Raw genomic sequence first — 22862 nt, 5'->3', positions numbered from 1 at the left:
CGCGGCGTCAGGCCGGCGGCTGCGCCGAGGCCGAACGGGCGGGGATGAGGAAGCTGCACCAGAAGGTCAGCGCCGCGGACGCCGCGATGTAGAGCGCGGGGGCCGAATTCATCCCGGTCTGGGCGATGAGCGCGGTTGCGGCCAGCGGCGCGAAGCCGGACAGCAACGTGACGCTCACGTTGTAGGACAGAGCGATGCCGGTGAAGCGCACCTGCGTCGGGAAGAGCCCGGCGAGGATGCTCGGCCAGATGCCGCTCGCCAGCGAGAACACCAGCGAAAGCAGGCTCAGCACCAGGACGATGCTGGCGCCGTGGTTCGCCATCAGCGCGAACAGCGGAACCACCACCACCACCATGCCCAGCGATCCGGCCCGCAGGATGAGGCGTCCGGGCACGAAATCCCCGGCCCAGCCGGCGAGGATGAGGCCGACGGAGCTGACCACCAGCGCCACCGTCATGGCCAGGGCCACGTCGGGGGCGGGATAATGCAGCGTCTTCACCAGGAAGGCGGGCACGAAGCCGTAGAGCATGCCGTTGAAGCCGGCGATGATGGCGGCAACGCCCGCCGCCACCAGCACCGAGCGGCCGTGATGGCGCATCAGCTCCCGCAGGGGGTGCCGCGTGGCCTTGCCGTGGAGGTTCACGAACTCCGGCGACTCTTCGAGCTTGCGGCGCAGCGCGAAGCTCACGAGACCGATGACGCCGCCGAGCAGGAAGGCGATGCGCCAGCCATAGTCCGCCACATCCTGCGGCGGCAGGGCGTACTGGATGCCGAGATTGACCAGCGTCGCGATGAGCACGCCCACATTGACGCAGAAGATGATGAAGCCGCAGGCCAGGCCCGCGCGGGCCGGTGCCGCCTCCACCGCATAGGTCACCGCGCCCGGCAGCTCGCCGCCGAGGCAGATGCCCTGCACCAGGCGGAAGGCCACCAGCAGCAGAGGTGCCGCGATGCCCCAGGACTGGTAGTTCGGCAGCAGGCCGATGGCGATGGTGGCGAGCGTGGTGAGGCCCAGCGAGCCGATGAAGACCGGCCGGCGGCCATAGCGGTCGCCCAGAATGCCCAGCACCGCGCCGCCGAACGGCCGGGCGAGGAAGCCGAGGGCCAGCACCGAGAAGGAGAGGATCAGCGAGACGTAGGGATCATTCGCCGGGAAGAACTGTGCGGAGATATACTGGACGAAGATGCCATAGATGATGAAATCATAGAATTCGAGCGAGCCGCCGAGGCTCGCGAGGAAGATGATCCGCCACTGCGCCTTGTTGAGGCTGGGCGTGGCTTGCCCGGAAAGGGGATAGGTGGCGTGCGTCATGGATCCTTGGGGCCTCCATATTATCTATGGGCTGTGTTTGTGCTACGAGACATGCGCGGCGCCGTTGGCCCTCGCCGCTTCTGTGCAGGCGAATGCCGACGCCGCCTGACCGGAGCCAGGGTGCGATCTTTGGGAAGTCTCGATAGAGGGCGCGTGCGCCCGTGGCGTCCTTAGGTTCCGAACCTGCGCTGCATTTCGGAACATGGCAGCTTGGCGCGGCCACCAGTCATGTCGTCCTCCCCGTGTTCTTTTTCTTGTCTTGGGTTAGGACGCCGGGCGATCTGGCAACAGCGTATTATCTCGAGTGTCCGCGTGGCGGACACGCCGCGTCGCGGCGACGGTGTGAGCTGCGCCCCTGACGCTACCTGAGGTGTTGCCGGTGCAATCCCGGCTTCCAGACCCAACGGGACAAGCGGCGCGAAGGCCGGCCTATCGCAGCGCGCGCATGGCGCGGACGATCCAGTCGATCTGCGGCGCGTAGTGCGAGCGCACATCCTGGCTGCGGCAGGCGAGGTGGTAGGAGAAGATGCCGGGCACCGAGAGGTCGAACAGGCGGACCAGTTCACCCGTCCGCAGATAGTCCCGCACCACGAGGGAGCGCGCCATGGCGATGCCCTGGCCGGCGAGCGCGCCGCGGATGGTGAGGGCGATGTCGTCCAGCAGCGTCGACTGGGTGGGGTAGACGATGGGCAGGTTGGCCTTTTCCAGCCACAGGTTCCACGTCACCTGCGAATGCAGCAGCAGCGGCACCTCGGGCATGCGCTCCAGCGACAGGTCCGGGTAGCGGGCGAGGAAAGCGGGGCTGCAGACCGGAAACACCTCCTCGTCCGCGATCTTCTCCACGATCATGCCGGGCACGTCGCCGGTGCCGTAGACCAGCGCGATGTCGGTGTCATCCGGGCATTTCTCGTCGAGGTCCGCGAGGCTGGTCATGCGCAGCACGACGGGGCCGAGCACCTGCTTGAACTCATTGAGGCGCGGCAGCAGGAAATGCTCGGCCAGCGCCACTTGGAGCGACAGGTTCAGCATCTGCGGCCGCGGCACCGCCTGGGCATGGGCCACCGCATAGGCCTGGCTGAGATAGTCGAGCGCGCGCCGGGTCTCGGCCGCGAGCGTCCGCCCGGCGACAGTCAGCGCCATGCGGTTGCCCTGCCGCGTGAACAGCGGTTGGCCGACGGCCTCCTCCATGGCGCGGATCTGGTGGCTCACGGCGCTGTGGGTGATGCACATCTCCTCGGCCGCCGACGTGAAGCTGCCGAGGCGCGCCGCCGCCTCGAAGCAGCGCAGCGTCTGGAGCGAGGGCAGGGAGCGATAGAGTTGAGACATTCCAGTTTCACACGCGGCCACGGACAAATGCCCTTGAGGCATGGGGCTCCGCCGCGTGCATGTCAATTCCGCTCACATCCCGCTTGAAAATTGACCAATTGCGGCCCGCTCCCGCCATTCCTATCAAGGTCCAAAGCCCTGTCCGCCAAGGCATTTCGTGGCCGAGGCGGAAAGGCCCGCGCCAGGGCGCGGCAAGCAATAATCGTGGAGGAATACCGATGAGCCTCGATGTCTCCGGCAGCCGCCCCGCGGCCGCCGGCACACGCTGGTATGTGGGCGCCACCAAGGCCCAATGGCAGTCGTTCTGGTCCGCCTATCTCGGCTGGGCCCTCGACATCATGGACCTGCTGCTGTTCGCGATGCTGATCAGCCACATCAGCGCGGACCTCGGCATGGAGCGCTCCACGGCCGGCATGATCGCCTCGGCGAGCCTCGTGGCCACAGCCTTCGGCGGCCTGGTCTTCGGCTTCCTCGCCGACCGCATTGGCCGTACCCGGTCCATGGTGCTCTCCATCCTCTGCTATTCGGTGGGTACGCTGCTGTGCGGCTTCTCCCAGAGCATCGCGCAGCTGTTGCTGTTCCGCATGGTGGTCGGCCTCGGCGTCGGCGGCGAATGGTCGGCGGGTGCCGCGCTCATCACCGAGACCTGGCCCGCCCAGCATCGCGGCAAGGTGATGGCCTGGGTGCAGAGCGCGTTCGCCTCGGGCTATGCGCTGGCGGCCATCGTCGCGGCGGTGCTGCTGCCGACGATCGGCTGGCGCGGCGTGTTCTTCTTCGGCATCGCGCCGGCACTGCTCGCTTTCTGGATCCGCCGCCACACGCCGGAGCCGGAGATCTGGAAGCAGCAGACCCGCCGCCTGACCTTCGTGGAGACGGTCAAGATGCTGAGCGGGGAGCATGGACGCAGCACGCTGGTGTGCTTCGCGTTCACGGCGGCGGCCATGTGCGGCTACTGGGGCCTGTTCACCTGGATTCCCACCTGGCTCGCGACCCCCGTGGCCAATGGCGGCCCCGGCCTCGACCTCGTGAAGTCCACCACCTGGATCGTGGTGATGCAGGTGGGCGCGGCGCTCGGCTTCATCTCCTTCGGCTATGTGGCGGATTCGCTGGGCCGCAAGGTGGCCTTCATCGTCTATTTCGTGCTGTCGGCCATCGCGGTGCCGGCCTACACGATGATTTCGAGCCCCACGGTGCTGCTGGCCTTCGGCCCGGTGGTCGCCTTCTTCGGCACCGGCTTCTATTCCGGCTTCGCCCCCACCTTCGCCGAGCTCTTCCCCACCAACGTGCGGGCCACGGCGCAGGGCTTCATCTACAACGCGGGACGCGCGGTGAGCGCCCTCGCCCCCATGATGGTGGGCTTCCTCTCGGCGGGCTACGGCCTCTCCGGTGCGCTCGCCTTCACCGCCGGCTTCTTCCTGCTCGCCGGCCTCATCGTCCTCATCTTCCTGCCCGAGACGAAGGGAGCCAAGCTCCAATGAATGCCGTTACTCCCGCGCCGTCCCGCAGCTTCGATTTCGAGGATTGGCTCAAGGCCGCGCAGGCCGCCCGCCGGATCGACCTCAGCCACCCGATGCAGAAGGGCATGCCCATTCACCCGGCGCATCCGCCCTTCCACATCACCCTCAACAACCGGCACGGCGACGTGCTGCGCTCCTGCGGACACTCCTCATCCAACGAGCTGATGGTGACGAGCACCCACTCGTCCACCCACATCGATGCCCTGTGCCACGTCTCCGAGCACGGCGCGCTCTACGGCAAGTATGATGCGGGCCGCGAGCAGCAGGGCACCGGCCTGTTCAAGGTGCACGGGGCGGAGACCATCGCCCCCATCTTCCGGCGCGGCGTGCTGCTCGATGTGGCGCGCGCGCTGGGCGTGGAAGCTCTTGATCCGGCCCATGAAATCACCGTCGCGGAACTGGAGGCGGCCGAGGCCGCGTCCGGCACGCGGGTCGGGGAGGGGGACGTGGTGCTGGTGCGCACCGGCTGGGCGGCTTACTGGCAGGATTCGCCCAAATATCTCGGCCTCGATTCCGCCGGCGCCCCCGGCCCGGGCGTCGAGGGCGGGCGATGGCTGGCGGCGCGCAAGCCGTTCTCCGTGGGCTCCGATACGTCGGCGTTCGAGGTGATGAACCACCACAACATCACGTTGGAGGTGCACATGATCCTCATCGCCCAGAACGGCATCCACATCATCGAGAATCTCACGCTCGACGAGCTGGGCGCGGCGGGGCAGGGCTCCTTTGCCTTCGTCGCCCAGCCGCTGCGGATCACCGGCGCCACGGGCTCGCCGGTCCGTCCCCTCGCCCTTCTGTGACCACGAGCCGGAACACGCATCCATGATGACCGAAGAGGAGCGCCGCCTCGGCGCTGAATCGATTCTCAAGGCCGAGCGCGAGGGCAAGCCCGTCGTCCAGCTCAGCCGCACCTTCCCCCACATGGAGATCGAGGACGCTTATCGCGTGCAGGATCTGTGGGCCGAGGCACGCATCGCCAACGGCGCCCGCGTGGCCGGCCACAAGATCGGCCTCACCTCCCGCGCCATGCAGATGGCCTCGAAGATGACCGAGCCGGACTATGGCCGCATCCTCGACGACGCGCTGTTCAATGACGGCGCCCAGATCCCCGCCGCGCGCTTCATCAAGCCGCGCCTCGAGGTGGAACTGGCCTTCGTGATGGGCGAGGACCTCGAAGGCCCGGGCGTGCGCATCTATGACGTGATGCGCGCCACCGAGTTCGTCGTGCCCGCTCTGGAGATCATCGACTATCGCACCGAGGTGCCGCGCGCCATCGTGGACACCATCGCCGACAACGCCGCCTTCGCCGCCATCGTGGTGGGCGGCCGCGTCATCCGCCCCATGGACATCGACATCCGCTGGGTGGGCGCGACGCTGAGCAAGAACGGCATCATCGAGGAGAGCGGCGTCTCGGCCGCCATCATGGGCCATCCGGCCGCCGGCATCGCCTGGCTGGTGAACAAGCTCTCCGCCGTGGGCGCGAAGCTCCAGAAGGGGCAGATCGTGCTGGCGGGGTCCTTCACCCGGCCCGTGGACATCGCCGCCGGCGACGTGATAACGGCCGATTATGGACCGGTGGGCGCCATCAGCGTCTCCTTCACCTGAGGCTTTCACCCGAGGCTTTCCCATGGACCTGCCCCGCAATGCCTTCAAGGCGGCCCTGATCGAGGGCCGCCAGCAGCTCGGCCTCTGGTGCACCCTCTCCAGCGCCTATGCCACCGAAGTGGTGGCCGGCGCCGGCTACGACTGGCTGCTGCTCGACACGGAGCATTCCCCGGCCGAGTTGACGACGGTCCTCGCCCAGCTGCAGGCCGTATCGGCCTATCCGGTCTCCCCCGTGGTGCGGCCGGCCGCCAATGACACCGTGCTCATCAAGCGCCTGCTCGACATCGGCGCCCAGAGCCTGCTCATCCCCTACGTGCAGAATGCCGAGGAGGCCCGTGCGGCCGTGGCCGCCACGCGCTATCCGCCCGATGGCATAAGGGGCGTGTCCGCGCTGACCCGCGCCACCCGCTTCGGCCGCGTGAAGAACTATGCGCGCGAGGCCGCGCGCGAACTGTGCCTGCTGGTGCAGGTGGAGACGCAGGAAGCGCTGGACCAGATCGACGCTATCGCCGCGGTAGAGGGCGTGGACGGCATCTTCATCGGCCCCGGCGATCTCGCCGCGAGCCTCGGGCATGTGGGCGACCTTAAGAACGCCCGCGTCGTGGACGCCGTGGAAAATGCCGTCGCCCGCATCCGCGCCGCCGGCAAGCCCGCGGGCATCCTCACGGGCGACCCGGCCTTCGCCAAGCGCTGCATCGAGCTGGGCACCACGTTCACCGCCATCGGCGTCGATGCCGGCATCCTCGCGCGCCAGTCGGAGCAGGCGCTCGCGGCCTTCCGCTAGACGGGGCCGAAGCCCATCGCGGCGAGCGCGCCGCGATGTCGGCGTCGGGCATAGGGACGATCAGTAGAACCGGGGAATGGGCCCGACCTGCGGCGTCTGGTCGGGCAGGTCCACCTCGACCTCGTCGATGTAGCACCAGCCCCATCCCTCCGGCGGATCATAGCCCTCGATGATGGGGTGCCCGGTGGCCCGGAAATGCGCCCGGGCGTGACGATGGGGAGAATCGTCGCAGCAGCCCACATGGCCGCAGGTCCGGCACAGCCGCAGGTGGACCCAGGCACTGCCGATCCTCAGGCATTCCTCGCACCCTTTGGCGCTGGGCGTGACCTCGTGAATGGCTTTTGCGTGCGTGCACGACATCAGGCCGTCTCCCTGCTGGCTTCCTCGGCGAACATGGCATGGATCTGGGCGACCACCGCGGCGCCCTCGCCCACGGCTGCGGCCACGCGCTTGGTGGAGCCGGCGCGCACATCGCCGATGGCGAACACGCCGGGCGTGCTCGTTTCCAGCGCGCGGGCACCCGCCCCGGTGATGATGAAGCCCTTGCCGTCGGTCTTCACGCAGGACGCCGCCCATGCGGCGTTCGGGTCGGCGCCGATGAACAGGAACATGTGCCGAAGCTCGCGCCGGTGCAGCGTGCCGTCGCGCCGGTCGCGGAACGTTGCGGCAGTGAGGCCTGTGGTCCGGTTCCCCTCCAGGCTCGCGACCTCGCTGCCCACATGCAGTTCCACATTAGGCAGCGCATCGATGCGGTCGATCAGGTAGCGCGACATGGTGTCGGCGAGCGGACGGCGCACCACCACGTGCAGCTTCTTCACCTGAGGGGCGAGGTACACGATGGCCTGCCCGGCGGAATTGCCGCCGCCGACGAGGGCCACCTCTTCGCCCGCGCACAGGCGCGCCTCCACCGCCGAGACCCAGTAGGAAATGCCGGAGCCCTCGAACGTGGCGAGGTCGGGAACGTCCGGGCGGCGATAGCGGGCGCCGGAGGCGATCACCACCGCGCGCGCCCGGATATGGCGGTCCCCGGCGCAGGCGAGTTTCAGCTCGCCGCCCGCGCAGTCCAGCCGCTCCACCGCCACCGGAATGGCGATCTCGGCGCCGAACTTCAGGGCCTGGTTGAAGGCCCGCCCGGCCAATGCCTGGCCGGAAATGCCGGTTGGAAAGCCGAGATAGTTCTCGATCCGGGCCGAGGCGCCCGCCTGACCGCCCGAGGCGCGGGCATCGAGGACGATGACGGACAGGCCTTCCGAAGCCCCGTAGACGGCGGCCGCGAGGCCCGCCGGGCCGGCGCCGACGATGGCGACATCGTAGAGCTTGGCGGGATCCAGCGCCGGAACGAGACCGAGGCAGCCGGCCATCTCCTCGACGCTGGGGCGTCGCAGGATCGGCCCGGTGGGGCAGACGATCAGCGGCAGGTCATCGGGCGGAACACCCATGCGGGCGACCAGAGCGCGCCCCTCCTCGTCGCTGCGCACATCGAGGACGAGGTTCGGCAGACCCGCGCGGTTCAGGAACACCTGCAGGTCCAGGATTTCCGGGCTGTCCGGCACGCCGATGAGGATCGTCCCCGACCCGCCCTCGGCGATCAGGTTCACGCGGCGCAGGATCAAAGCGCGCATGATGGTCTCGCCGATTTCGGCGGAGCCGATGACGAGCGCGCGCAGGTGGGTCGCGTCGAAGGGCAGGGCGGTGCAGCCGTCGGGTCCGGCCCTGCCGGCGGCAATGGCGGGGCGGCCGTCCAACTGGTTGACCTCGCCCGAGAACTGCCCCGCATGGTGGACCGTGACCGGCGCCTCGCCGGACAGTCCATCGCGCCGGACCACCTCGATGGTGCCCTCGATCACCAGCCAGGTCGGCGCGCCCACGGCGCCGATGTCATAGAGGGTCTCGCCCGGCTCGAAGCGCTGCTCGGGCCCGTCCGCAAAGCGCCGCGCGGTGGCGACCTGCTCTGCGGTGAAGGTGGGATACATCTGGTGTTCGCGCGAGTTCGACGGCGTCACGGCATCCTCCAGTCGATCGCGCAGGCACACGACAGCCTGCGGGGGTCCAATGCTTGAGGACTTATCGCCGGCCCTATCGTTGGCGTCATCTATACGCAGGTGTGTATGGTGTTCCGATCGGCTGCGCCCGTACCTTTGGCATCGAGCCGCGCAGGGTATCGCGGTTACGGGCCGGGCGCGAAAAGCCAATGCTGGCGCCAATGTCCAAGCCCGCCACCGCATCCCGCAGGCAATCTCACTCAAGGGTCACAAGGAGGCTTTGCCAATGGCACGGAAGGTAGCGGATCTGGTCGTCGACGTGCTGGCCGAGGCCGGGGTCGAGCGCATTTACGGCGTGGTGGGCGACAGCCTGAACGGCATCACCGAGTCCCTCAGGCGCCATGGCGGCATCGAATGGTTCCACGTCCGTCACGAGGAGGCGGCGGCTTTCGCGGCGGCGGGTGAAGCGCAGATCACCGGCAAGCTCGCGGTTTGCGCCGGCTCGTGCGGGCCGGGAAACCTCCACCTTATCAACGGCCTGTTCGATGCCAACCGCAGCCGGACGCCGGTGCTGGCCATCGCCGCGCAGATCCCCTCGGCGGAGATTGGCGGGGGCTATTTCCAGGAGACGCATCCGCAGTCGCTGTTCGCGGAGTGCAGCGTCTATTGCGAGCTGGTCTCCGATCCCCGCCAGATGCCCTATGTGCTGGAGAATGCCATCCGCGCGGCGGTGGGCAAGCGTGGCGTTGCGGTGGTGGTGATCCCCGGCGACGTGGCGCTGCGCCCGGCGCCCGAGCGCGGCCCGTCCGCGGCCGGCGGCCTTCTGCCCCCGGCGCCTGTCGTGACCCCCGCCGCGGCGGAACTCGACGCGCTGGCGGACCTTTTGAACGGGGCGCAGCGCGTCACGCTGTTCTGCGGCCGGGGCTGTGCCGGCGCGCATGCTGAGCTCATGGCCTTCGCCGAGGCCGTGAAGAGCCCCATCGTCCACGCCCTCGGCGGCAAGGAATGGGTCGAGTACGACAATCCCTATGACGTCGGCATGACCGGCTTCATCGGCTTCCGGTCCGGCTACGACGCCATGCATTCCTGCGATCTGCTGGTGATGCTCGGCACGGATTTTCCCTACAAGCAGTTCCTGCCCACCGACACGCGGATCGCCCAGATCGACATTCGCCCCGAACAGCTCGGCCGGCGCTGCAAGCTTGACCTCGGCGTGGTCGGCGATGTGGGCGCGACGCTCAAGGCCCTGCTGCCGCGCCTGACGGTCAAGGACGACCGCAGCCATCTCGACAAGGCGCTCGACACCTACAAGACTTCCCGCGAGGGCCTCGACAGCCTCGCCACCGGCACGCCCGGCAAGAAGCCGATCCATCCGCAATATCTGGCCAAGCTTCTCAGCGACAAGGCGGACGAGGATGCCGTGTTCACCTTCGACGTGGGCACGCCGACCATCTGGGCCGCGCGATACCTCAGGATGAACGGCCTGCGGCGGCTGGTCGGCTCTCTCGTCCACGGATCCATGGCCAATGCCTTGCCGCAGGCCATGGGTATCCAGGCGTCCCAGCCGGGACGGCAGGTGATCTCCTTCTCCGGCGACGGCGGCCTGACCATGCTGATGGGCGAGCTGGTCACGCTTGTGCAGACGAAAACCCCCGTGAAGGTGGTGGTGGTCAATAACGGCGTGCTCGGCTTCGTGGCGCTGGAGATGAAGGTCGGCGGCTATCTGGAGACAGGCGTCGATCTGGAAAATCCCGACTTCGCGGCCACCGCCCGTGCCATGGGCATCCACGCGATCCGCGTCGAGGATCCCGGCGACCTGCCGGGCGCGCTGGACGACATCCTCTCCCATGACGGTCCGGCCTTGCTCGACGTGGTGACCGCGCGGCAGGAACTCTCCATGCCGCCCACCATCGAGGCCGAAGAGGTGAAGGGGTTCAGCCTCTGGCTGATCCGCGCCGTGATGAGCGGGCGCGGCGACGAGGTGATCGACCTCGCCAAGACCAACCTGCTGCCCCGCTGAGTTCCGCCCCCGCCCGGTTTGGCCGGGCTTCAACTGGCGGGCGGTGCGCCGCCCGCTCGCCGGCGTCCCCTTCCGGGGCGCCGGCGCGTTCATTTCGACGAAAAACTTGCCCCCTCGTCTCGCTCGTCCGGCGCGAAAGACGCCCGATGCGCGCTACGATCAGAAATCCCTGGAGACCGCCCATGCCAACCTTGTTCGATCCCATCCAGCTGGGCGCCATCGCGGCGCCGAACCGCATGTTCATGGCGCCCCTGACCCGCGGTCGCGGCACGCACGAGCATGTGCCCACCGCGCTCATGGCGGAATATTACGCCCAGCGCGCCAGCGCCGGGCTCATCATCTCCGAGGCCACCGGCATCAGCCGTCAGGGCCTCGGCTGGCCCTTCGCGCCGGGCATCTGGAGCGACGAGCAGGTCGCCGCCTGGCGGCCGGTCACCGATGCGGTGAAGCGCGCGGGCGGGCGCATCGTCTGCCAGCTCTGGCACATGGGGCGCATCGTGCATCCGAGCTTCCTCGACGGCGCGAAGGGGGTGTCCGCCTCGGCCACCACGGCGCCGGCCTATGCCCACACCTATGACGGCAAGCAGCCCCACGCCGAGGCCCGCGCCCTCGACGCTGGCGAGATTCCCGGCCTGCTGCTCGACTATCGCCGGGCGGCCCGCAACGCCCTTCTCGCCGGCTTTGATGGCGTGGAGATCCACGCCGCGAACGGCTATCTCATCGACCAGTTCCTGCGGGCCTCGGCCAATCACCGCACGGATGCCTATGGCGGTTCCATCGAGAACCGCGCCCGGCTGCTGCGCGAGGTGACGGAGGCGGTGGCCGGCGAGATCGGCGCCGACCGGACCGGCGTGCGGCTGTCGCCCAACGGGGAAAGCCAAGGCGTCAACGATCCCGATCCGGTGCCCCTGTTCCGGTATGCCGCGAAGCTCCTGTCGGACATCGGCATCGCCTTCCTCGAACTGCGCGAGCCGCCCCCGGAGGGCACCCGCGGCAAGCCCGACCACCCGGCTGTTCATCCCGAGATCCGGGCCGTGTTCGACGGGCCGCTGGTGCTGAACTCGGACTTCGACGGCGCCCGCGCCATGGCCACGCTGGAGAAGGGCGAGGCGGACGCCATCGCCTTCGGTCGCGGCTTCCTCGCCAATCCCGATCTGCCCTCCCGCATCCAGCACGCGATCCCGCTCGCGCCGGACCACATGGAGACCTGGTACACACAGGGACCGGAGGGCTACACCGACTATCCCACCGCAGACGTGGCGCTGCTCGACGAGGCGCTGGAGGAGACGTTCCCGGCCTCCGACCCCATCGCCACCGGCGATTTCCGATAGCTCTGGAGAGGATCACGTTGCGGGCGGCGGGCGACATGGTGATGTCGCCCCGCCGCCCCCACGGGTTTCGCCGGCCCCGACCACCGCTCCGGCGGTGATCGCAGCCCGGCGAGGGGGTATGCCGCGCTCACTTCACCAGCGGGCAGCCGCCTTCATTGAGTGGGCGGAACGCCTGCGCTGCCGGGATGGTGGCAAGGGTCTCGTAGACGTCCCATTCCCCCTTCGACTGGGCGGGGGTCTTCACCCGGAACAGGAACATGTCGTGCACGGCGCGGCCGTCGATGCGCACCTCGCCCTTGCCGAACAGGGGATCATCGATGGGCATGGCGCGCATCTTGGCGAGCACGGTGTTGGTGTCCTTGGTGCCGGCGGCCTCCACGGCCTTCAGATAGTGCATGATGGAGGAATAGACGCCGGCATGGACCTGCGTCGGCATCTTCCCCTTGTGAACGGCGGCGAAGCGCTTGGCGAAAGCGCGGCTCGCATCGTCGCGATCCCAGTAGAACGCCTCGGTCAGCACAAGCCCCTGCGCCAGCTTCAGGCCGAGCGCGTGGATGTCGGTGATGAAGGTGAACAGGCCGGCGATGGATTGCCCGCCCTGCACGATGCCGAATTCGGATGCCTGCTTGATGGCGTTGATCATGTCTTCGCCGCCGCTGGCGAGCCCCACCACCTTCGCGCCGGAGGATTGCGCCCGGACGAGGTAGGAGGAGAAATCGCTCGTTCCCAGCGGATGCTTGACCGAGCCCAGCACCTGCCCGCCGGCGGCCTTCACCACCGCCACCGTATCGCGTTCCATGGCGTGGCCGGAGGCCTGGTCCACGGCGATGAAGAACCAGCTGTTGCCACCCTGGCGCACCATGGCGCTGCCGGTGCCGTTGGCATTGGCCCAGGTGTCGTAGGTCCAGTGAATGGTGTTGGGCGTGCACTTGGAGCCGGTCAGGTCGGCCGTCGCCGCGCCGGCATTGAGCTGGATCTTGTCCTTGTCCTTGACGATCTGGCTGACCGCCAGCGCGACCGGCGAGCCGGTGACGTCGCCGATGACGTCCACGCCTTCCTGATCGATCCATGAGCGGGCGATGACGGAGCCGATGTCCGCCTTGTTCTGGTGGTTGCCCGAGACGATCTCGACCTCGATGCCCTTGTCCTTCCCCTTGAAGTCCTCCACCGCGAGGCGGGCGGCGGCAACCGAGCCCGGACCGGCAAGGTCCGAGTATGGTCCACTCATGTCGCTCAGGATTCCAATCTTGATCCGGGTGTCGGCCATCGCCGGCACCAGGCCCATGGCGATCCCCGACAAAAGCGCGTATATGCTGATATAATGACGCATGGCGTATCCTCCCTGGCGCTTTATCGAGCTGTCTTGTTTGGCGCCTATTTATGTCAATCACATTCCATATATTGTGTAAATATATTTGCCAATTTACGCGCCTGCGCTACGGTGCTCTCCCGCGCCAGTCGCGGGATATTCCGAGCGGAAAGGGCAGGGGGATGCAGGACTTCCATGTGAAGCCGGGAGATACGGCGGTCTTCACCAAGACGGTGGGTGAGAGCGACGTGTACCTGTTTGCCGGGATCACCGGCGACTTCGCTCCGAACCACGTCAACCTGGCCTACATGCAGCGCTCGCGCTTCGGCCGGTTGCAGGCCCATGGCGCGCTGCTGGTGGGCTTCATGTCCACGGTGGCTGGGATGATCGCGGCCCGGACGCCGCCCGAGGCGAACGAGATCGCCGTCGCGCTCGGCTATGACCGCATCCGTTTCATCAAGCCGGTCTTCCTCGGCGATACGGTGACGACGCTCTATCGCGTCGCGACGGTGGATGCGGCGCGCCGGCGAGCCAGCGCCGACATCGAGGTCACGAACCAGGACGGCACGCTGGTGGCGGTCGCCTCCCACACGCTCGCCTGGCTGGCGAACCCGCCGGCTGCCGGATAGCGGCCCTCACGCCTCGCGCAGGTGCGCGAAGCGCCCCAGCAGCGCGGCGCGGATGTGCTCGGGGACTGGGATTTGCTGTAGCTCGCCCTCCCGCACGAACACCGCCACGAAGCCGGCGACGAAGCAGGTCCGCTCCTCCTGTACGCCCGTCACACGAAACATGATGGAGGTCGTGCCGAGCCGCGCCGGCTCCACATGGCAGAACAGCGGGGCGCGCGGCGTGATGGGGGCCTTGAAGTCCATCTCCATGTGGACGAAGGGGCATCCGATGCCCAGGTCCACATTCATCCGGAACCAGTTGGTGCCATCCAGCAGGTCCTCCCAGAAGGCGTCGATGGCCTCGAGGGCGAAGTCGGGAATCTTGCCGGTATAGGCGATGCGCGCGGGGTCGCAGTCGCCGAAGCCGACCCGCCGCCGCCAGATGAATGCGTCCTCGCCCATGGGCCCTCGTCACATGTTGGGATAGTTCGGCCCGTCGCCGCCCTGCGGCATCGTCCAGGTGATGTTCTGCAAGGGATCCTTGATATCGCACGTCTTGCAGTGGACGCAGTTCTGGAAGTTGACCACGAAGCGCAGATCGCTGCCGTCCGCCTCCACCACCTCGTAGACACCGGCAGGGCAATAACGCTGGGCGGGTTCGGCGAACCTCGGCAGATTGACCGCCACGGGCAAAGCGGGATCGGCGAGCTTCAGGTGGGGTGGCTGGCTTTCCTCGTGGTTGGTGAAGCTGAACGCCACGTTGGTCAGCCGGTCGAAGGAGAGAATGCCGTCAGGCCTGGGATAGGCGATGGGCGCGAAATCCCTGGCCTCTCCGGTTGATGCGGCATCGCTCTTGCCGTGCTTCAGGGTGCCGAGCAGGCTCCGCCCGAAAAGGTCGTTGGTCCACATGTCGAGGCCGCCGAGCATCAGGGATGCGGCGAGGCCGTATCGCGACCAGAGCGGCTTCACGTTGCGCACCTTCTTGAGATCCTTGCCGATGGCGCCGTTGCGGACCTCCGCCTCATAGGCGGTGAGCGTATCGCCGGCGCGGCCGGCGGCGATGGCGGCGTGGGCCGCCTCGGCCGCCGCCTTGCCCGAGAGCATGGCATTGTGATTGCCCTTGATGCGCGGCACGTTCACGAGGCCGGCCGCGCAGCCAAGCAGCGCCACGCCGGGCGCCACCAGCGTGGGGATGGATTGCCACCCGCCTTCCGAAATGGCCCGGGCGCCGTAGGCCACGCGCTTTCCCCCCGCCAGCAGCTCCGCGACCATCGGGTGATGCTTGAAGCGCTGGAACTCCATGTAGGGCGACAGATACGGATTGGCATAGTTCAGGTGGACGACGAAGCCGACATAGACCTGATTGTTGTCAATGTGATAGATGAACGATCCGCCGCCCGCGCTGGAGCCGAGCGGCCAGCCCATGGTGTGGGTGACCGTGCCTTCGCGGTGCTTGGCGGGGTCGATCTCCCAGATCTCCTTCATGCCGATGCCGAACTTCTGCGGGCAGTGCCCCCGGCCGAGGTCGAACCGGGAGATGACCTCCTTCGTCAGCGATCCGCGCACGCCCTCGCCAAGCAGGACGTACTTGCCGTGGAGTTCCATGCCCGGTTCGTAGGAGGGCCCAGGCGTGCCGTCGGCGAGGCGGCCGAACTCGCCCGCCACCACGCCCTTCACCTCGCCTTGATCGCCGTAGACGAGCGATGAGCAGGCCATGCCGGGGAAGATTTCGACGCCCAGTTCCTCGGCCTGCCCGGCCATCCAGCGGCACACATTGCCCATGGAGACGATGTAGGCGCCATGGTTCGACATGAGCCGCGGCATGGGCCAGTTGGGGATGCGGACGCTGCCGGCTTCGGTGAGGAAGTGGAAGTTGTCCTCGCGCACCGGCACGGTGATGGGCGCACCGCGCTCCCGCCAGTCGGGGATGAGCGCATCGAGGCCGCAAGGGTCGAGCACGGCACCGGAGAGAATGTGGGCGCCCACCTCGGAGCCTTTCTCCAGCACCACCACCGACAGGTCAGGATCGAGCTGCTTCAGCCGGATCGCGGCGGAAAGTCCGGCGGGGCCTGCGCCGACGATGACCACGTCATAGGCCATGGCCTCCCTTTGAATGTCGGTCATGTCGTCCTCTCAGGCAGGGTCGTTCGGCCGGCGGCGGGTTCCGGTCTTTGGCCGGCGGGTGATGGGTTCCACGGGACGCCAAGCCTGCGTCACGCGCGCTTCAGATCCTCCGGGCCGAGCCCGTCACGCACCGCGCGGCGCAGGAGGTCAGGCACGCCCCAGGACAGCTTGTCCTGCGCCTCGAATGTCTCGATCCGGCGCAGGATCTCCGGGAAGCCGAGACGGCCGGCATAGTGCATGGGGCCGCCGCGCCAGCGCGGGAACGCGTAGCCATGGATCATCACGAGGTCGATGTCGGCCGGATTTGCCGCGATGCCTTCCTCAAGAATGCGGAAGCCTTCCTCGACCATGGCGGTCACGGCACGGGCGACAATCTCCTCATCCGGGAAGCTCCTGCGGGTGATGCCGGCGCGCTCGGATTCCTCCGCGACGATGGCGTCGATCTGCGCGGAGGGGGACGCCTTGCCGCCCTCGTAGTCGTACCAGCCCGCCGACGTCTTGCGGCCGAGCCGGCCGGTCTCCTCGACGATCCGGTCGGCGATGGGGATGTAGCGGAAGCCGTCCTTCGTGCGCCAGCCGAGCCTCTTGCGGTTGGCGTAGGCGATGTCGAGGCCGGAGAGGTCCTGCACCTCGTAGGGCCCCATGGCCATGCCGAAGCCGCGCAGCGCCTGGTCCACCTGGGCCGGCAGGGCGCCTTCCAACAGCATGATGTCGCAGGTCTGGCGATAGCGGGTGAGGATGCGGTTGCCGATGAAGCCGTCGCACACGCCGGCCAGCACCGGGATCTTCCTGAGCCGCGCGGCGAGGCGCAGGGCCGTTGCCAGTGTTTCCGCGGAGGTGGTGCGCGCCCGGATCACCTCCAGAAGCTTCATCACATGGGCGGGGCTGAAGAAATGGAGGCCGAGGAACCGCCCGGGATGGCGCAGGCCCTCCGCAATCCGGTTCACATCGAGATAGGAGGTGTTGGTGGCGAGGATGGTTGTCTCCGGAAGCGCCTGATCAAGCGCGGAGAAGACCTGCCGCTTGACCTCCATGTCCTCGAACACTGCCTCTATGGCGAAGTCCGCCGGTGGCAGCGCGCCATAGCCTTCGTGGAACGAGAGGCGCGTCGCCTGCTCGGCGGCGGCAGCCTCGGCCGTGGTCTTGCCCCGCTTGACCGCATCCGCATAAAGCCGCTCCACATTGGCCCGCGCCCGCTCGACGCCGGCCGGGTCGTTTTCCACCAGCGTCACGGAAATGCCGAGCCCGGCCAGCGCATAGGCGATGCCCGCGCCCATGTTGCCGCCACCCACGACGACGGCAGAGGCGATGTCCCGCCCACCCGCTTTGCCCTGCGCCATGGCGGTCCGTTCGGCGAAGAAGACATGGCGCAGGGCCGCCGCCTGATCGGAGGTCTTCAGGTCGAGAAAGGTTTCGCGCTCCAGCACCAGCCCTTCGTCGAGGGGCAGGCGGGTGGCGGCCTCGATGAGATCGATGGCCTTCAGCGGCGCGATCTGGCCGGGGCTGCGCTTGGTCGCCTGCTGCCGCGCCGCCTTGATCGCATCCGCATCGGGCTGGGGCGCGGGGAGCGCGCCGGTCGCCGGCCGCGCCGGGATCGGGATGGTGCGGGCCGACGCCACCGGATCCGTGGCGATGGCGTCCACCAGCCCGATCGCCTCCGCTTCCTGCGCCTGGATGATCCGGCCCTCGCCGATTAACGAGAGCGCAGGCCCAAGGCCGACGAGCCGGGGCAGATGCTGCGTGCCACCGGCACCGGGGACGATGCCGAGCGTCACCTCCGGCAGGCCGAGCGTCGCGCCTGGTGCAGCGATGCGCGCCCGGCAGGCGAGCGCGATCTCCAGCCCCCCGCCGAGGGCCGCGCCATTGATGGCCGCGACCACCGGAACCGGGAAGGTCTCGATCCGGCGGATGATATCCGGCAAATGCGGTTCCACGGGCGCGGCGGCGAACTCCCTGGCGTCGGCACCGGCGATGAAGGTCTTGCCGGCGCCCGTCAGCACCACCCGGCTCACCCCCGCGGCCTCGGCAGCATCGAGCGCGGCGGCGAGGCCCTGCCGCACCGCGTGGGACGTCACGTTCACCGGCGGATTGTCGATGGTGACGCGCGCGACGCCGTCGGCGACGGCGAAATGAACAGGTCCGCTCATGTCGGTCTCACCTGATGCCGAACGGCGATGACGAGCAGTCACGGCCGTGACTGCTCGTATTCCTCGCGCAGCAGGGTGCGCAGGGCGAACTTCTGGATCTTGCCGGAGGCGGTGGAGGGCAGTTGCTCGCGCACTTCCATCCGCTCGGGAAAGTACTGCTTGGCGAGGTGCTGGCTTTCGAGGAAGGCGATCATCTCGTCGAAGCTGAAGGTCTTGCCTGCCTTCGGCACGACGAAGGCGCAGGCCCGCTCGCCCAGGCGCTCGTCGGGATAGGCGACGATGGCCACCTGCTGGATGCTCGGATGCTTGTAGAGCACCGACTCGATCTCGACCACGGGCAGGTTCTCGGCGCCGCGGATGATGACGTCCTTGGTGCGCCCGCAGATGCGGATGTAGCCCTTCTCGTCGATGCGGGCGATGTCGCCGGTGTCGAACCAGCCCTCGGCATCGGTGGCGTTCCACTGCGGCCGCTTGAGGTAGCCGCCGAAATTGGAGCAGCCCCGCACGAACAGCGCGCCTTCCTGACCGACCGGGAGCGCCGCGCCGTCGGCACCCCGGATCTGCAATTCCATGCCCGGCAGCACGAAGCCATCGGTATTGATGGAGCGCTCGTCGGGGTCCGAGGGGGAGACGACCGTCACCGCCCCGTTTTCCGTCATGCCCCAGGCGGAGATGATCTTGGTGCCCAGAACCTTCCGCGCCCGCTCCACCAGCACGCCGGGAATGGCGGTGCCGGCGCACAGGAAGATGCGGAGCGAGGAGGAATCGGTGCCCAGTTCCTCGACCGTGTTGGTGATGTCCATGAGGAAGGGCGTCGAGGCCATGGTGAAGGTGACGCCCTCCTGCGCGATGAGCCGCGCCGCCAGCGCCTTGTCCCAGCTGTCCATCAGCACCATGCGGGCCTTGAGCATGAACGGCATCAGCAGGCCGTACATGAAGCCGGTCTGGTGGGCCATGGGAGACGCCATCAGCACCACGTCCGCATCGCCCAGCCCGAGCCGTCCCGCATAGGCGATCAGGTTGGAATACATGGTGTTGGCGGTGTGCATCACCCCCTTGGGCTCGCCGGTGGTGCCGGAGGTGTAGATGAGCTGGCACACCGCGTTGGCGTCGCTGCGGTCCCGGGCGCTGATCTCCCGGATGGCGGGCACCTCCGCATCCAGTGCGGGGTCGAGGAGGGAGGCTTCGAAAGCGTCCGGTCCCACGCCGCCCGCCACGACGAGGTGGCGCAGGTCGGGCAGGTCCGCCTGCAGCCGGTGTGCCATCGCCTCATGGTCGAAGCCGCGGAAGATGCGGGGCACGGCGAACACCTTGGTCTCGCCGTGGCGGAGCATGAAGGACAGCTCATGCTCGCGGAAGATGGGCATCACCGGGTTGAAGACGATGCCCAGCCGGAGGCAGGCGATGTAGAGCACCACGAATTCCCAGCCGTTCGGCAGCTGGCAGGACAGCACATCGTCCTTGCCGAGGCCGAGGCGGCGCAGTCCTGCGGCGGCGCGCCAGGCGAGGCGGTCGAGCTCGGCATAGGTCAGTTCGCGCCGCGCGCCCGTGCCGGTCAGCACGGTGAGCACGGCCACGGCGTCCGGCTTCTCGGCGAGGCAGATCTCGAAATAGTCGAGCAGGGTCTTGCCCTGCCAGAAGCCTTCGGCCTCCATCCGGGCGCGGCGGGGCGCGATGAGCACGGCGTCGAATTGCATGGTTTCCTCCCCTGTCTCCGGATCAGCCGTTGACCGCGACCCGACCCGCCCGTTCGCGGGCGATGATGTTCTTCATGATGTGCGCGGTGCCGTCGCCGATCTGGAGGCCCAGCACGTCGCGCAGCCGCTGCTCGAATGGCAGCTCGGTGGAATAGGCGGCATGGCCGTGGATCAGCAGGCAGGCATGGATCGCCTCATAGGCGAGCAGCGGCGGCCACCACTTGGCCATCGCCGCCTCCGCCACATGCGGCAGGCCGTTGTCCTTCAGCCACAGCGCGTTGTAGCTCAGCAGCCGGGCACCCTCGACGCGGGTGTCGAAGTCGGCGAGCTGGTGGGTGATGCCCTGGAAGGACGCCAGCGGCTTGCCGAAGGCGCGCCGCTCGCCAATGTAGGCCCATGCCTCGGCAAGGGACTGGCGGGCCGTTCCAAGGCATTGCAGGCCGATGAGCGAGCGGGAGAAGTCGAAGCCCTGCATCACCTGCACGAAGCCCTTGTTCTCCGCCCCGAGCAGGTGATCGGCAGGCACCCGCACATTGTCGAAGAAGATCGAGCCGCGGCCGATGGCGTGCTGGCCGAGGTCGGTGAAGCGGGTCGTCGAGATGCCGGGAGTGTCCATGGGCACGAAGATGGCGGACACGCCGTGCGCCTTGTCCTCGGGCCGTCCGGTGCGGGCGAAGACGACGGCGGCGGCGGCCTGGTCGGCGGCCGATATGGAGGTCTTCTCGCCGTTGATGACGTAATGCTCGCCGTCGCGCTCCATCCGCAGGCCGAGATTGGCCGCGTCCGAGCCGCCGCGCGGCTCGGTCAGGGCGATGGCCAGCAGGATCTCGCCGGCGGTCAGCTTCGGCAGCCAGTGGCGCTTGATCTCCGGATTGGCGAAGTTCGCGAGGATCTGGCCGTTGAGCGATGCGAGGACGTTCACATAGCCGAAGTTGAAGTCACCCCGCGCGATCTCCTCGATGATGACGCCGGAATAGATGGAGCCGGCGCCGCTGCCGCCGAATTCCTCGGGCAGCTCGGGCGCGATCAGGCCGAGGCTGCCCATCTCGCGCACCAGATCCTTGCCGAACGAGCCGGTGTGCTCGCGCGCCTTGTAGCCGGGCGCGAGCTTGTCGGCGGCAAATTTTGCGGCGAGATCGCGCAGGGCGACGAGGTCTTCGGTGTCGAAAACCGTTGGATAGGCCGTGGGAGTCATGGCTTGCCTGCCTTGGTTTCCTGGGTGCTTTTTCTTGCTGCCTGAGGGCTTCCGCGCCGGGCTCGGCCTGGCGTGCCGTGCGTCCGCCATGCCGCCGCCCTGACGGACGACATGGCGGCGCCGTCCTGTCCCTTGCGCCCCCTTGGCGGGACAGGACCGGACGACGGAGACGGCGCCCTACTTGCCGAACTTGCGGAAGTCGGGCTTGCGCTTCTCGCGGAATGCGACGCCGCCTTCCTTGCTCTCGTCGGTGTCGTAATAGAGGCTCAGCGCCCGCATCCCGAGGGCGGAGATGCCGCGGATGCTCTCGCTGTCGGCATTGAAAGACACCTTGGCGAGGGCGAGCGCCGTGGGCGAGCGCTCCATCAGCTCGGCGACCCAGCGGTCCACCTCGGCGTCGAGGTCTTCGTGCGGAACGACCGTGTTGACGAGGCCCATGGCCAGCGCCTCGGCGGCGCTGTAGCGCTTGTTGAGGTACCAAATCTCGCGCGCCTTCTTCTCCCCCACCACGCGGGCGAGATAGGCGGTGCCGAAGCCCGGATCCACCGAGCCCACCTTGGGGCCGACCTGCCCGAACTGGGCCTTGTCGGACGCAATGGTAAGGTCGCAGATGGTGGCGAGCACGTTGCCGCCGCCGATGGCGAAGCCGTTGACGCGGGCGATGACCGGCTTCGGCACGTCGCGGATGAGGCTCTGCAGTTCGTCGATGGGCAGGCCGATGACGCCGCGCCCGTCATACTGCCCGTCATGGGCCGACTGGTCGCCGCCGGTGCAGAACGCCTTGTCGCCGGCTCCGGTGAGCACGATCACGCCCACCTTGCGATCCCAGCCGGCGGTCTGGAAGGCGTGGATCAGCTCGTCCACGGTGTGGCCGCGGAAGGCGTTGTACTTGTCCGGCCGGTTGATGGTGATCCAGGCGGCGCCGCCGCGGATTTCGTAGAGGATATCCGTATAGCTCATGATTGATCCTCAGCCGTGCATGGTCAGGCCGCCGGAGACCGAAATCACCTGGCCGGTGATGAAGGCGGCGTCGTCGCTGGACAGGAACAGGATGGCGCCGGGCAGGTCCTCCGGATTGCCGAGGCGGCCGAGCGGCACGGCGCGGGTGAAGGCAGTGCGCAGCTTTTCCTTGTCGCCGGCCGCTTCCATGAAGCTTTCCAGCATCGCCGTCTCGGTCACCCCGGGGCAGACGGTGTTGAAGGTGATGCCGTGGCGGGCGTTTTCCCGCGCCAGCGTCTTCATGAAGGCGATCACGCCGGCCTTGCAGGCGGCATAGACCGCCTCGCCGGACGAACCGACCCGCCCGGCGTCCGAGCCGATGGACACGATGCGCCCGCCCTGTCCGCGTGCGACCATGGAGGCCAGCACCGGCTTGGTGATGTTCAGCACGGCGCGCAGGTTGATATCGATGATCTTCGACCAGAAGTCGGGCTCCGACTTCAGGAAGGGGACGAACAGGTCCCAGCCCGCATTGTTCACCAGGACGTCGATGGGGCCGAAGTCGGCTTCCACCGTGGCGATCGCCTTGGCCACGGCGGCGTAGTCGGTGAGATCGACCACCAGGGCAATGGCCTCGCCCCCGCCGGCCTTGATCTCCTCCACCACCGTCTCGGCCGCGGCAGCGCTGATATCCGCCACGATGACGCGCGCGCCATCCTCGGCAAAGCGCCGGCAGGTCGCCGACCCGATGCCGCCGCCACCGCCAGTTACAACAACGACTTTCCCTTTCAAACCCCGCACGACGGCATTCCTTCCCAAATCGCGATCCGGGGATGAAGTGTCCATAACCGCCACATTGCGTCATATCGTGGGATTACGGCGTCCCGGAACGGCAACCAACTCCGTGACATGAAACTACGGCCATCGCGGATTTTATGTCAATATATTTCCATTACTGCACCGCACGCG

19 protein-coding genes are annotated in these 22862 nt (G+C 67.9%); 7 read left to right on the top strand and 12 right to left on the bottom strand.

Features of this window, described 5'->3' with window-relative positions; translation table 11 throughout:
- Positions 1–7: 7 nt before the first annotated feature.
- Together FHT36_RS13955 and FHT36_RS13950 are read right to left on the bottom strand one after the other, a co-directional pair.
- A complete protein-coding gene (locus FHT36_RS13955; protein ID WP_169123095.1) occupies positions 8–1312 on the bottom strand; it encodes an MFS transporter in 1305 nt (434 codons plus the stop codon).
- Positions 1313–1741: 429 nt separating this feature from the next.
- Positions 1742–2638 (bottom strand): LysR family transcriptional regulator, encoded by an 897-nt coding sequence (locus tag FHT36_RS13950; protein WP_169123094.1) that lies wholly within the window; start codon positions 2636–2638, stop codon positions 1742–1744.
- A 218-nt stretch (positions 2639–2856) separates the two neighbouring features.
- Between FHT36_RS13950 and FHT36_RS13945 the strand changes: the two genes are divergently transcribed.
- The 4 genes from FHT36_RS13945 to hpaI are packed head-to-tail and all read left to right on the top strand — an operon-like array spanning position 2857 to position 6541.
- Positions 2857–4116 (top strand): MFS transporter, encoded by a 1260-nt coding sequence (locus FHT36_RS13945; RefSeq protein WP_169123093.1) that lies wholly within the window; start codon positions 2857–2859, stop codon positions 4114–4116.
- Positions 4113–4952, top strand: a complete 840-nt coding sequence (locus FHT36_RS13940) for a cyclase family protein (RefSeq protein WP_169123092.1) — start codon at positions 4113–4115, stop codon at positions 4950–4952. Before FHT36_RS13945 ends, FHT36_RS13940 begins: the two co-directional genes overlap by 4 nt.
- 22 nt (positions 4953–4974) lie before the next feature.
- Positions 4975–5757 carry a 2-oxo-hept-4-ene-1,7-dioate hydratase gene (gene hpaH / locus FHT36_RS13935; RefSeq protein ID WP_169123091.1) on the top strand — a complete coding sequence of 261 codons (783 nt, stop codon included), beginning with the start codon at positions 4975–4977 and terminating at the stop codon, positions 5755–5757.
- A gap of 22 nt (positions 5758–5779) precedes the next feature.
- Complete coding sequence (gene hpaI, locus FHT36_RS13930; RefSeq protein WP_169123090.1) at positions 5780–6541, top strand: 4-hydroxy-2-oxoheptanedioate aldolase; 762 nt, start codon at positions 5780–5782, stop codon at positions 6539–6541.
- 60 nt (positions 6542–6601) lie between these two features.
- Here the strand turns inward: hpaI and FHT36_RS13925 are convergent, their stop codons facing one another.
- Both FHT36_RS13925 and FHT36_RS13920 read right to left on the bottom strand, forming a co-directional pair.
- Positions 6602–6901, bottom strand: a complete 300-nt coding sequence (locus FHT36_RS13925; RefSeq protein WP_169123089.1) for a UBP-type zinc finger domain-containing protein — start codon at positions 6899–6901, stop codon at positions 6602–6604.
- Positions 6901–8544 carry an FAD-dependent oxidoreductase gene (locus FHT36_RS13920; RefSeq protein WP_169123088.1) on the bottom strand — a complete coding sequence of 548 codons (1644 nt, stop codon included), beginning with the start codon at positions 8542–8544 and terminating at the stop codon, positions 6901–6903. The genes FHT36_RS13925 and FHT36_RS13920 overlap by 1 nt, the downstream gene beginning before the upstream one ends.
- Positions 8545–8809: 265 nt before the next feature.
- Between FHT36_RS13920 and poxB the strand changes: the two genes are divergently transcribed.
- Together poxB and FHT36_RS13910 are read left to right on the top strand one after the other, a co-directional pair.
- Entirely contained in the window at positions 8810–10543 is a 1734-nt protein-coding gene (gene poxB, locus FHT36_RS13915; protein WP_169123087.1) for a ubiquinone-dependent pyruvate dehydrogenase, read from the top strand.
- A gap of 182 nt (positions 10544–10725) precedes the next feature.
- The gene (locus tag FHT36_RS13910; protein ID WP_169123086.1) at positions 10726–11874 is read left to right on the top strand and encodes an alkene reductase; all 1149 of its coding nucleotides are present in this window, start codon (positions 10726–10728) and stop codon (positions 11872–11874) included.
- A gap of 127 nt (positions 11875–12001) precedes the next feature.
- On the opposite strand, the gene FHT36_RS13905 is transcribed toward FHT36_RS13910, so the two are convergent.
- The gene (locus tag FHT36_RS13905) at positions 12002–13204 is read right to left on the bottom strand and encodes an ABC transporter substrate-binding protein (protein ID WP_169123085.1); all 1203 of its coding nucleotides are present in this window, start codon (positions 13202–13204) and stop codon (positions 12002–12004) included.
- 161 nt (positions 13205–13365) lie between these two features.
- On the opposite strand from FHT36_RS13905, the gene FHT36_RS13900 reads away from it, so the two are divergent.
- Complete coding sequence (locus tag FHT36_RS13900; protein WP_169123084.1) at positions 13366–13812, top strand: MaoC/PaaZ C-terminal domain-containing protein; 447 nt, start codon at positions 13366–13368, stop codon at positions 13810–13812.
- 6 nt (positions 13813–13818) lie between these two features.
- Here the strand turns inward: FHT36_RS13900 and FHT36_RS13895 are convergent, their stop codons facing one another.
- The 7 genes from FHT36_RS13895 to FHT36_RS13865 form a co-directional block, all read right to left on the bottom strand.
- Positions 13819–14253, bottom strand: a complete 435-nt coding sequence (locus tag FHT36_RS13895; protein WP_169123083.1) for a thioesterase family protein — start codon at positions 14251–14253, stop codon at positions 13819–13821.
- A 9-nt stretch (positions 14254–14262) separates the two neighbouring features.
- Positions 14263–15915 (bottom strand): electron transfer flavoprotein-ubiquinone oxidoreductase, encoded by a 1653-nt coding sequence (locus tag FHT36_RS13890; RefSeq protein ID WP_169123082.1) that lies wholly within the window; start codon positions 15913–15915, stop codon positions 14263–14265.
- An 89-nt stretch (positions 15916–16004) separates the two neighbouring features.
- Entirely contained in the window at positions 16005–18062 is a 2058-nt protein-coding gene (locus FHT36_RS13885) for a 3-hydroxyacyl-CoA dehydrogenase NAD-binding domain-containing protein (RefSeq protein ID WP_169123081.1), read from the bottom strand.
- Between the two features lie 38 nt (positions 18063–18100).
- A complete protein-coding gene (gene aliA / locus FHT36_RS13880; RefSeq protein WP_169123080.1) occupies positions 18101–19759 on the bottom strand; it encodes a cyclohexanecarboxylate-CoA ligase in 1659 nt (552 codons plus the stop codon).
- Between the two features lie 22 nt (positions 19760–19781).
- Positions 19782–20954, bottom strand: a complete 1173-nt coding sequence (gene aliB, locus FHT36_RS13875; protein ID WP_169123079.1) for a cyclohexanecarboxyl-CoA dehydrogenase — start codon at positions 20952–20954, stop codon at positions 19782–19784.
- Positions 20955–21131: 177 nt separating this feature from the next.
- Positions 21132–21914: a 2-ketocyclohexanecarboxyl-CoA hydrolase gene (gene badI, locus FHT36_RS13870; RefSeq protein ID WP_169123078.1), complete on the bottom strand. Its 783-nt coding sequence runs from the start codon at positions 21912–21914 to the stop codon at positions 21132–21134.
- 9 nt (positions 21915–21923) lie between these two features.
- Positions 21924–22694: an SDR family NAD(P)-dependent oxidoreductase gene (locus tag FHT36_RS13865; protein ID WP_348644457.1), complete on the bottom strand. Its 771-nt coding sequence runs from the start codon at positions 22692–22694 to the stop codon at positions 21924–21926.
- Positions 22695–22862 lie beyond the last annotated feature (168 nt).

This window comes from Xanthobacter sp. SG618 (assembly GCF_012932745.1).
Classification (GTDB): Bacteria; Pseudomonadota; Alphaproteobacteria; order Rhizobiales; family Xanthobacteraceae; genus Xanthobacter; species Xanthobacter flavus.
This window is presented reverse-complemented; position numbering and strand designations above follow the sequence as displayed.